Raw genomic sequence first — 11122 nt, 5'->3', positions numbered from 1 at the left:
AGGCCAAGCTTTGCTATATGGGCCACGCCACCATGGAGAACCGGCACGGGCTGGCGGTGGCCGGCAGGGTCACGCATTCATAAATTTTGTCTAGCCCGCCACTTACTCCTAGACACAGCATGTCGCGCTCCATTCGTCGTGATAGGGACACTCTACTGGCCTGACTCAGGACCGTTCCACCTGAGTGAGGTTCCACCTGAGTGAGGTGCACTGTCGCTCGCCGCCGCGAAGGTCAGTCAGAAGTTACCGACCTCAAACAATCTAGCGTAAGGTCCGTCTGCGAAGTGAAGCCGCAACTCATGAAAATTCTGTACCGTCTGGTCCAGCGGTCGCGTTTCCTGGCGCTGAAGAATGGCGCGACCAGAAAGCTGAAGCGCTGGAACCCCGAAGAACTCCCAAATCGTTGCCAAGCAAGCGGCGGGTTCGCGAAGAAGACTCTCGTACTCAATCACAAGCATGTTGGTCGGCGCGAAGGAGTGCGCGACCCGAGCGTGGAAATTGTCGGCAGTCTTGAAGTAGGCCTCGCAGTCGGCGATTGACAATCTGACGCACGGCGGCGGAGCCGCGTTGTCAGAGCTGAATTTCAGCCATTGGCGGGTTTGCCTTGCCTGCACCAGCGATCGTAGCGATTCCAATGTGTTTCTGCGAACCACGAGGATGACCTTCAGGCCTGGCCAACCGGCCAGCTCGGCAAAAAAGCCCGGACGATCGTGAAACTGAGGTTCGTTGATCTTGCAGCCAACGTGCGTCACCTTGTCGCTCCGCGGGGGATAGCGCAGGTAGGCAAGTTCTAGGAGCTCGCGATCGCTATGTAGCAGGCGATCCTTATCGGGCCACTTCGTATCATATGGATTGAGCAACTCACCGTTACTGAACACGTTCGGATGCTCGTTTAGCAATGCTTCCAGATAGTGCGTGCCAGTCCTTGGCATCCCAAGAATTACAAAGGGCTCAGGTGACAGTGCGGGGTAGGTCATTGCATGTGGCTCCAACTAATATTGATCGCGAGGCTTGGGGTGGCGCCCCGCACAAGAATCCACGCTGTCATCTCTCCGCCGACTCTTTCAATGATGTTGAGAAGCGGCGGGGATTAAATCCGCGCTCATGCAACGCTGCAATCAAGCGGGACAGCACCATGACCCGTCTGGTCGCGCAGGCCGGCGTGAGTGTCCGGTTTCAACCCGCTCGGCTCTTTGTCCTGGTTCTCACAATACGGCTCACGGGACCCGATCGGCGACGTGATTTGTACCAGGAGGCCAATACCCGAATCATGGGGACGGCGTTCCATAACGCTGATAGATTGACTGAATTCCATCGAGGACCTCGCGTGACAGGCTGACTTCCACACTGGCGATGTTGTGCTTTAGCTGCAGCTCGGAGGTCGCGCCTACGAGGGTGCTTGCAACGAATGGCCGGCTGCTGAAGAATGACAACGCGCCGTGCGCTGGATCAATGTTATGTTCCCGAAACAGCGTTGTATATGCGAGGGCCGCATGCTGGGCCCTCTCATTGCTGTAGCGGAAGAATCTCCCTAATAAGTTCAGCCGCGAACCGCCTGGTCGCTGCCCACCCAGGTACATACCGGTCAGTGTGCCCATCGCGAGCGGCGAATACGCTAGAAGCCCTACCCGTTCGCGCTGAGCCATCTCGGCGAGGCCGTTCTCGAAGTCGAGGTTAAGCAGATTGTACGGATTCTGAATGCTTATCACGCGGGCTAAACCATGTACTTCTGCGTGATGCAGGAAGCGCGCAAGGCCCCAAGGTGTTTCGTTGCAGAGCCCGATGTGACGAACGCGACCGCTTCTGACGAGTGCGTCCAACGCCTCCAGCGTCTCCAGGATCGGGACCGTGTCCTCGTCGAGTTCGTACTGGTAGTCGACTAACTGAAAGACGTTGGTGCTGCGGTCGGGCCAGTGCAGTTGGTAGAGGTCGATATAGTCCGTGTGGAGCCTTTGCAGGCTGGTGTCCACGGCCTCGAACAGATTGGCGCGTGTGTAGCTGACGCGGCCGTCGCGCACATAGGGCAAAGTTTGCCTTGCCTGCTCGAACAGGGCCGACGGCTTTGGTCGCAAGCACGACGTCTTGCCTGCGCCGGGTCTTGCGTAGCCAACTGCCGATATAGCGCTCCGCAAATCCATGTGTCTCCGCACGGGGTGGCACAGGGTACATTTCGGCAGTGTCGACCAAGTTTATGCCGGCATCTAGGGCTGCGTCCAGTTGCGCGTGCGCCTCGGCTTCCTCGTTCTGCTCCCCCCAACTCATAGTGCCCAAGCCGAGCGCGCTCACCTTCGAGCCGCTGCGGCCCAGTTCACGATACTGCATCGCATATCTCCTTCTCGTAGTGGTCGTGAGTAGCGTCAACGCATCAGGCGTCGACGAAAAAGTGCCGCCGACAGGAAGAACGGCAATACTGCGTACATGCAAATTACACCGATATGCAGGCCGACGCTGCCGGCCGGGCGGCCAAGCATCGCCGGACGAATGAGATCGATCGAATGTGCCAGCGGCAAGAAGCGCCCCACCTGCTGAAAGGCGTCGGGCAGTTGGGTGACCGGGAAGACCGCGCCGGACAGGAACAGCATGGGTGTGAGGACGAGCGTCTGGTAAAACACGAAATAGTCGTAACTTGGTGAAAGCGCTGCGACGACCATCGCCAGGCTCGCGAAGGTGAGACCGGTGAGGGCGATAGCTGGCAGCGCATAGAGGATGGATGGCCACGCTGCGTAGCCCAGGATGGCGGCAACAATCGTAATTGCCGCCCCGGCCAGAAAGGCCTTGCTGGCTGCCCACGCCACTTCACCGAGAAGGATGTCGCCGAGCGTGAGCTGCGTGCACAGGACTGCTTCCCAGGTGCGCTGATGATGCATGCGAGCGAAAGCCGCATGAATGGTTTCGAAGGTGGCGGAAATCATCGCGCTTGTCGCGACCATGCCAGCCGCCAGAAACGCGATATATGAGGTGCCGTCAACGCGACCTAGCATTGCTCCGAGGCCCAAGCCGAGGCCGAATAGAGAGCTCATAGGCTCGGCGGCGTTCCCGAGAACCGATGCCAGCGCGACTTTCCGCCACGCCAGATAGTTGCGTCGCCATACCGCGATCCAGTTCCACGCATTGGCGGGCAGAGCCGCCGCATAACGTCCCCACATGGTTCAGTCCTTCATCTCCCGCCCAGTCAGCCGCAAAAAGACATCCTCAAGATTCGGTGGACGCTGCAGAAAGCGTAGACCCGTGTGCCCGCGCAGCTGCCCGCGCACCCGCTCCGGATCTGGCGCATAGCAAAAGAGCGTCTCACCGCTCACGTCGATACGCTGCGCGTACGGCCTGATCAGCGCACCCAACTCATGCGGATTGCCACCGTAGATCTCGATCACTTGGCAGCCGATCTGCTCGTCGATTAGGGTGTGAGGCCGGCCTTCAGCGATCTTGCGCCCTTGCTCGAGTACGCACAGCCGGTCGCACAACCGTTCGGCTTCTTCCATGAAGTGGGTGGTCAGAAGAATCGTCTTGCCGCGCGCCAACAGCGAGCGCAACCGTTCCCAGATCAGGTGGCGCGCGTGCGGATCGAGGCCGGTTGTCGGCTCGTCCATGACGAGGAGCTGAGGGTCATTGATGAGCGCACGCGCTATCGTCAGGCGCCGCTTCATGCCGCCAGAGAGTTCGGCGACGCGCGCATTCGTCTTGTTCTCGAGGCGAGCGAACTCGAGCAGTGACGGCGTGACCGCTTCGATTTGGTGCGCGCTCATGCCGAAATAGCGCCCGAACACCAGCAGGTTCTCCCGGACCGTGAACTCGAGATCAAGATTGTCGAATTGCGGGACCACGCCTATGCGCATGCGAGCCAAGCGAGCGCGTCCCGGCACTGGTTCCCCGAGCACGGTGATGTTGCCCGCGTCAGCTGACGCCATGCCGAGAACCATGCGCGCAATCGTGCTCTTGCCTACGCCATTCGGTCCCAGCAAGCCGAAGCACTCTCCCGACGCAACGGTGAACGACAGCCGGTCGACAACGACCTTATCGCCATATGACTTTGTTACGCCGGTAAGGCCGATCGCTATCGCGGACATGCGCTCATCTTGGCGTGAGGGATGCCGTCGCCCGGCGATAGCTCAGCTGCAAGCGGCTTGGTCAACAGCAGGCCGTCGCACCATACGTGTTCAACGCGTCCCCACTGGCAGGCTGCGGCGGCATCCGGAAAAAACCCACGCCCATGGTGGTTGGCACTCGTATTGCAAAGCAGCGGAATGCCCGTGAGTTTTTCATATTCGACGAGAAGCTCAGCGACTTTGTGCTCAGAGTTTCTAGGAACGGTCTGCAACCGGGCAGACCCGTCGAGATGTACAACGGCGGGGATTTTGTCCCGCCATTCCGCTCGCGTCTGGTGATCGAACAGCATGTAAGGATCCGGCGTTCCAGGGCTGAAAATTTCCGGCGCGCGATCTTCCAGGCATATCGGCGCCACTGGCCGGAAGTGTTCGCGACGTTTGATGTCGTTAAGATGATCCTTCATTCCCGCCGATGTCGCGGCTGCGAGAATGCTTCTGCCGCCCAACGCTCGTGGTCCGAGCTCTGCGCGGCCGGCGAGGAAAATCACGGGCTTATTGCTCGCCAGGATGGCAGCAAGTTCATGCATACTGCAGCGCGCAGCCTCCCACTCAGACGGCACATCGGTGCGTGCCAGGGCTGGGCCACTGTAGACCGACCATTCCAGCGGCACGAAGCCTATGTCCGCCGCCATTGCGGCACAAGCCGCGCCGATTGCCGAGCCGCTGTCATTCGGAAAGGGCGGCACCCAGACAGCATCGCACAGGCCATTAGCACGTAGTGCACTGTTCCATTTTATGTTGAGACCGCAGCCACCGGCTATACACAAGTTGCGCGATCCCGGAAAACTCGAATGCCGCTGCAAAGCGACTGTCACTTCCTGAACAAGGAGACGCTCGAGAAAACAATGAAAAGATGCAAGTACATCTTCGGGTGCCTTAGCCTTCAATCGCAGCGCGCTCCGCTCGAAGAAGTCGTGCATAGCCGCAAGTGACGACTCCGCGCTGTTTATGCCCGCTCGGTAACGGCGAGCCTGCTCCGTGTCGGCCGCAAAGCGCTCCTCGTAGAGCTCCTGAAATACCGCCATCATGGCTTCATCAGCACACCCGAGCGCGGTGTAAGCCATCAGCTTGCCGGCAACACCTAGGTCCCAGCTGGTCCGGTTCGCCTGCCTATAAGGTCCGAAGTGAGAGCCAGCGGCACCATATGCATGGCCTATCATCGGGAACAGGCATTCGAGGAACCGGGCGCCCCGACGATCTACATAGTAGAGACGTGGAAAGATGCAGCCGTCCCATACCAAGCAGAAGGCTGGTTGTCCGGCTTTGGCAAAGGGGCTGGTGCAGTATGCGGAGGCCACATGGCCTGCGACATGCGGATAGCTTCTATAAGGGAAGAGCCTGCCCTCGAGCATGAGCCCAAAGCCGTCGTGCGAAGTGAGAAGGCCCTCGGCATGGCGTTCAACATACGGCGCCCCTTTAAGAGTGATCGCTGCCGTCCCACTGAGGGCCTCGAATTGGGATTCGACTTCCCCGTCCCAACCATCGATGACAAACCGATCGACATCCCGCGGATCCAGACCGTGCTCCGCTAAAGCGGCGACAACTGCGTCGAGATTGTCGATGGCTTGATATCGCAGATTGTTGCCCCGCTTCTCCTGCTCGACGCAAAAGACGAGCCGTCCGTCCTCGACAAGAGCGATCGCCCCGTCATGCGTCAGCTTTATACCGCAGATGCGCATTGTGCCTCCATGTCAACGTCGGCGATTCGATTGACTCGAGATCGAATCGGATTCCGGAAGCAGGCGAGCAAGCAGTCTTCGTTGACCGACTCGCCATGGCACTGCAGCCGCTCGACCTCGATCAGCGTTTCGTTCAACATGCTGATGACCGTCTCGGCACCAGCAGGGTGACCCCAGCGCCGACACGTGGCATCGCGCGCGGATCCGAAAACCAGCGGCCCTTCCGGCGCAAGCATCCGCACTAGTTTGCAAATGGCCGCGCGTATCTCGGCCGTGTCAGCCAGGTGATCGAGAACTTCCGCCACGACGATCAAATCGAACAGCTCTCCGGTCGAGAACTGCTGAACGTCGCAGACTATCCACGTGATGTGCGACCATCTCTTCGTCCGTTGGCACGCTCGACCAATCGCTCGCGGCACGACATCGAGCGCTCTGAGCCGTTTGCAGTGCGGCGCCAGCTTTTCCGTGAATGCGCCGGCTGCGCACCCCACTTCGAGGGCATTTGTGATAGACCCTCTGGAAAGCGAAAGCCGCGGCATTTGCGTGTGACGCTCCCGCTCAAACGGATTTCCGTCGAGGCGCCACGGATCGTCGGCAGCCAGTTCCCGCTCTAACAGTTGGTATTTCTTATCCAGGCTCACGAGCTATTCACCTATGTAACTGCACGATCACTCGCCGCTGCAAGCGCTGTCAGACGTTACCAACCTCGAAGAAGCACGCGAAAGATCCCTCCTTCGGATTGACCCACCAATTCCCGGACCTTCTGTAGCATTTGGTCCACCGACCGGATTTCGGATGACGACCTGCTTTCCCCCCCCGTTTGGTAGCTTGGCAGCCTGGCGCGACAGCCAATCGCTATTGCTCAATGTACACAATGCATAGGCTTTCACGGGGAGTAAGAGAAAGATGTTGATGAGTGTGTGCAGAGAAAAGCCGAGAAATCGAAGTTCGCGAGCACGAAACGCTGCGACGCTGCAGCGAACCACGGTCATTGATGCGATAATCAGTCCTGCCCACCACGGCACTGTGGCTGTGAGTGCGAGCTGCGCGAGCGCCGTTAGCGATGACAGGGCTAGAAGTAGCGGGCCGAGATTCTGTCCGACTACATCTAGCGTGAGATAGCGATCAAGTTCAGGCAACAGGCGCAGCGCAAGGAACGTATCCCGGAAAGTGCTCCGTGCCCAACGGAGTTGTTGGCGCAGATACGGCCCTAGCCTGTCCGGAACAACTGTTGCCGCGACGGCGTCGGGAGCGTACTCCGTTTGAAACCCTGCTTTCAACATGAGGATCGTGAGATGGCGATCCTCACCGAAGTCGCTTGGCTTTCCCCGAAAGAATTGCGTCTCGTACTGATCTAGTAGCAACAGGAGCGCGGAACGACGGTACATCGCACATGGGCCGCAGCAGCACATAACGGCGCCGAAGCGAGCTTGTGCCGCGCGCTCTTCGTTGCAAGCCAACCAGTACTCCATATCAATCAACCGGGTCAGCCAAGTGTCGCTTCGGTTGCTCGCCGTCAACTGCCCCATGGCCGCCCCGATCGCTGGATCCTGCATCTTCCGTGCAAGCTTCGTGACCACATCGGCTGCTATTATCGTGTCCGAGTCGACGTTGAGCACGAGATCTCCAGATGAGCGGCGTATCGCAGCGATCTGTGCCTTCCGCTTTCCGACATTCTTTCGCAGCAGAATGAAGCCGAACCTCGGGTCGTCAGAGTAGGCGTCGTGAACGGGTGCCACAGCGTCGAGATTTCCAGAACCGTCATCAACCACATAGACCCGCAGTTTTCCGGCGTAGTCTTGGCTTGCAATGGACTTCAGACACGCCGAGAGCGTACGCGGGTCCTCGTTGAAGCAGGGGACGATGACATCCACGCTTGGTAGAGCGTCGGAGTTGACCACGTCGCCCGACGGCGATGAAACGTTTGTCGGCAGAGCATAAAGCACCTGCACGCTTCTATGGACAGTCGAGAGAAGCGCATAGACCGAGATAGCGACAGTGCTGGTTGTGGTAAGCAGGTTCATAGGGTGCCGGTTTGGTGAGGTTGAGGAAGCGAGCGGATTGAAAATCCGCGGACACGCAATGCTGGAATCAGGTTGGAAAGCGCCAAGACGGTCTGATCGCGCAGACCAGCATGAGTGCCCCGTCCCAACTCGCTGGGTGGACATCCGTCGTGCAAGAGCACAATTGCTCCCGGCCGGATAGAGGCCATCACCGCGTTGACAATCGCGTCAACGCCGGGACGAGACCAGTCTCGCGGGTCTACTGACCAGTGCAGGGCAGCCAGCCCAGCCCTCGCTGACGTAGCGAGCACCTCTTCGGTCCACATACCATAGGGTGCACGCATGTGCCGCGGCGAGGCCTGGGGGCATGCCATCCTGATGACTCTGCTCGCCGTTAGTATTTCTTGTTGCACTTCGGCGAGTTCGCATCTGGACAAGTCCGGATGAGTCATTGTGTGGTTTGCGACCTCGTGCCCTTCTGCGACCATTCGTCGGATTAGTTTCGGCTGGTCCGCCGCGTACGCGCCGATGACGAAGAAAGTCGCTGGCACTCGGTGTTCCGCCAGCACATCGAGGACATTCGGCGTGCAAAGTGGATTAGGACCGTCGTCAAACGTCAGATAGACGCCGCGACTTTCGGTGCGGTCAGCGTATTCGCCGCGCGCTTCGCAAGAGCAGTCGAGGTGTGTCACAGCTCTGGCCCGTTCCGATCAATCATCGTGCCGGTCGGCCACTCGCTCATCGACCGTCCAATTGGTAAAATCACGATGAGTACGTCCTCGGTGCGTGTGGGCGGCTTGTCGAGACGCACATCTGGAAGGGTCGACCGCACGCGAACCCCCGACAAAACGGTTGCCCAACCGTGCCGGGCGACCCTTTCAACATGCTTCTGCAGCGCAGGCCGAACCGCGCCGAAGCCGAAGGGAACACCAAGCTCTTGCAGGGTTGGACGCAGGACGTGCACTGCACCGTGATAGGTGACTCCGAGTCCCTCAAAATCTCGACGTACCGCGTACAAACCTAGGTCGGCCACTAGTACATCGACCGCGCCAACCTTGATGAAACGGCGCAGTAAGCCCATATGAGCCGCTACACCGCGCGAGTCGTAGCCGATTACACGGAGCTCAGGCCTCGCGCCGGCCCAACTTCGACTGCCTTCGAATGGCTTTCCATTAAACGCCCCAGTCGGCCCATACGTCTTTCGAAAGAACTCGGCGAGTTCGACATGGTCGGCGAGTTGCAACTCGTTTTCCCAGCACAGCTTCCACCGCACCTGAGAGCGCATTGAGAGACCCCCCGTAGAGCTGGATACGGCAATATTCATGGGTGCCTCCTTTGCGCCGACCGGCATTCGAGGGTGGACTTGACGCACGCGAGCAGTTCGCTACCGATGAACGGCTTCACCAGGGAATGGGAAACGCTGGCTCGCAGCGCCCGCAGCCAGTGGTTGTCGCCGGGACGGCTCGTGAGCAGAATGGTGAGATCGGCCTTTCCGGATGCGGCCGAGTGCTGGCATAGCTCAAGCCCGGCCACTCCGGGCAACTGCACATCCGCGATCAAACAGGACGTGCTGAGAGGACGGTTGGATTTCAACTCATCTGCGCACTGGAAAGGTTCGGGGTTGTCGCTTGTCGACAAGAGCACGTCTGTCAGCGCTTGATTGACCGATGCATCGCGATCCACGATGGAGACAACGTCGAGCGCATGTGCCATTTGCACCAAATCTACCGGGGACTTCGCCTGCATTTTCTGCACGATTTGACTGCTATGGATACGTGATAAATTGGGCCTGGGTCGCAAAGGCATTGGGTGCCGGCAATCGGCAGCTCCCGACTTGTTGGGATGTTAAGGCGAAGTTGATCGCTGGCTCAATTCTACGGAGGTAAGCGGCCGATATAGAAACGGTTGGAAAAGCTATACGAACGTTTACCGGTCGTGAGCGCGTAAGCGATCTGCGCCACGCCTGTCGCGTCAAGCCACTGCGCTGCAGCTCATACAACCCGTTGAAAACTGTGGCCGCAATGGACATGCGCTTCGGTCGGGGCTCGGGGTGCAGCTGAGACTTTTCGCGGAGCCAGGAGAAAGACTGGCAACCATTCCTTATCGGCCTGAATTTTATTGTGCTGACCGACCGGCTTTGGTATCCGCCATTGCGCAAAATTGGTAAAATCGATTATTTTTATTGAACACATCCACACGATGGATAACTCCACGCCATGCGCTTCAAAGGCCTTGATCTAAATCTTCTCGTCGCGCTCGATGCTCTGATGAGAGAGCGTAATCTCACCGCGGCGGCACGCAGCATCAATCTGAGCCAGCCGGCTATGAGTGCGGCCGTGGCCCGCTTGCGCGCCTATTTCCGCGATGAGCTATTTACGATGAGGGGCCGGGAACTTGTCCCCACAGCACGAGCGGAACGGCTCGCCGGGCCGATACGCGAGGCGCTGGTGCACATTCAGCTCTCCATAATTTCCCGCGACACGTTCAACCCAGCTAAGTCGGATCGCCGCTTCCGGATTCTCCTTTCCGATTTCATGACAATCGTTTTCTTTAGACAGATCGTCGACCGTGTCGCGCGGGAAGCTCCCGCCGTCCGCTTCGAATTTCTGCCATTTGTCGATGAGCCTGATGAGCTTCTGCAGCGCGGCGAAGTCGACTTTCTTGTCTTACCGGAATTATTCATGTCGAGCGCGCATCCTAAAGCGACACTGTTCGAGGAGACGCTCGTGTGCGTAGGCTGCCAGACGAACAAGCAGCTGCCACGGCAGCTTACATTCGAGCAATACATGTCAATGGGACATGTTGCGGCCAAGTTCGGGCGGGCCCTGAGGCCGAATATTGAGGAATGGTTCTTGCTTGAGCACGGTCTTAAGAGACGCATTGAGGTCGTTGTGCAAGGATTTACCATGATCCCGCCGATGCTATCGGGGACTGAGCGTATAGCGACGATGCCCTCAAGGCTGCCCCAGCATTTCGCAAAGACGATCCCCCTCCGGATCGTCGAAGCACCGCTCCCGCTTCCCGCATTCACCGAGGCCATCCAATGGCCGGCCCTTCATAATACTGATCCGGCAAGTATTTGGATGCGGCGGATATTGTTGCAGGAGGCCTCCTGCATGGCTTCTCCGCGTGAGACCACCCGAAACCGCAGGCGCTGCTAAGTTCACTAAAGCGTCTTACCATCCGCTCTCGGCGACAATTCAGATCTACACTAGGTACCCACTTTTCATAGAACGTGAGTCGTGATTCAAGATCGGGACGATTCCCGAAGCAAGAGAAGTCCGCGTTTCGCGGAAGGAGCGTCTGGAGCTAGAAGCCCGGTGCCGCTCGCCGCGAA

11 protein-coding genes and 1 pseudogene are annotated in these 11122 nt (G+C 58.7%); 1 reads left to right on the top strand and 11 read right to left on the bottom strand.

Annotation, left to right across the window (positions count from 1 at the left end; all coding sequences use genetic code 11):
• Positions 1-236 precede the first annotated feature (236 nt).
• The 11 genes and pseudogenes from ACZXDY_RS42680 to ACZXDY_RS42630 all read right to left on the bottom strand — a co-directional run bounded on the left by ACZXDY_RS42680 (position 237) and on the right by ACZXDY_RS42630 (position 9531).
• A complete protein-coding gene (locus ACZXDY_RS42680) occupies positions 237-977 on the bottom strand; it encodes a sulfotransferase (RefSeq protein WP_028168864.1) in 741 nt (246 codons plus the stop codon).
• A 291-nt stretch (positions 978-1268) separates the two neighbouring features.
• Positions 1269-2072, bottom strand: coding sequence for an aldo/keto reductase (locus ACZXDY_RS42675; protein WP_464349611.1), 804 nt, complete (start codon positions 2070-2072; stop codon positions 1269-1271).
• A gap of 37 nt (positions 2073-2109) precedes the next feature.
• Positions 2110-2262 (bottom strand): annotated as a pseudogene (locus ACZXDY_RS42670) (aldo/keto reductase); the annotation flags it as partial.
• 95 nt (positions 2263-2357) lie between these two features.
• Positions 2358-3146, bottom strand: a complete 789-nt coding sequence (locus ACZXDY_RS42665; RefSeq protein WP_130228492.1) for an ABC transporter permease — start codon at positions 3144-3146, stop codon at positions 2358-2360.
• A gap of 3 nt (positions 3147-3149) precedes the next feature.
• Positions 3150-4064: a nodulation factor ABC transporter ATP-binding protein NodI gene (nodI, locus tag ACZXDY_RS42660; protein WP_028168862.1), complete on the bottom strand. Its 915-nt coding sequence runs from the start codon at positions 4062-4064 to the stop codon at positions 3150-3152.
• On the bottom strand, positions 4052-5782 hold the full coding sequence (nodU, locus tag ACZXDY_RS42655; RefSeq protein ID WP_464349610.1) for a nodulation protein NodU: 1731 nt from the start codon (positions 5780-5782) through the stop codon (positions 4052-4054). The genes nodI and nodU overlap by 13 nt, the downstream gene beginning before the upstream one ends.
• A complete protein-coding gene (nodS, locus tag ACZXDY_RS42650) occupies positions 5764-6423 on the bottom strand; it encodes a nodulation methyltransferase NodS (protein WP_130228494.1) in 660 nt (219 codons plus the stop codon). The genes nodU and nodS overlap by 19 nt, the downstream gene beginning before the upstream one ends.
• Before the next feature lie 27 nt (positions 6424-6450).
• Positions 6451-7806 (bottom strand): chitooligosaccharide synthase NodC, encoded by a 1356-nt coding sequence (gene nodC, locus ACZXDY_RS42645; RefSeq protein WP_130228495.1) that lies wholly within the window; start codon positions 7804-7806, stop codon positions 6451-6453.
• A complete protein-coding gene (gene nodB, locus ACZXDY_RS42640) occupies positions 7803-8477 on the bottom strand; it encodes a chitooligosaccharide deacetylase NodB (RefSeq protein ID WP_463718890.1) in 675 nt (224 codons plus the stop codon). Before nodB ends, nodC begins: the two co-directional genes overlap by 4 nt.
• Positions 8474-9109: a NodA family N-acyltransferase gene (locus ACZXDY_RS42635; protein ID WP_283813299.1), complete on the bottom strand. Its 636-nt coding sequence runs from the start codon at positions 9107-9109 to the stop codon at positions 8474-8476. Before ACZXDY_RS42635 ends, nodB begins: the two co-directional genes overlap by 4 nt.
• Positions 9106-9531 (bottom strand): response regulator, encoded by a 426-nt coding sequence (locus ACZXDY_RS42630; RefSeq protein ID WP_028168857.1) that lies wholly within the window; start codon positions 9529-9531, stop codon positions 9106-9108. Before ACZXDY_RS42630 ends, ACZXDY_RS42635 begins: the two co-directional genes overlap by 4 nt.
• Before the next feature lie 470 nt (positions 9532-10001).
• Between ACZXDY_RS42630 and nodD1 the strand changes: the two genes are divergently transcribed.
• Positions 10002-10946, top strand: a complete 945-nt coding sequence (gene nodD1, locus ACZXDY_RS42625; RefSeq protein WP_028168856.1) for a transcriptional regulator NodD1 — start codon at positions 10002-10004, stop codon at positions 10944-10946.
• Positions 10947-11122: the final 176 nt, after the last annotated feature.

The organism is Bradyrhizobium sp. LeoB3 (genome assembly GCF_055456055.1).
This window is presented reverse-complemented; position numbering and strand designations above follow the sequence as displayed.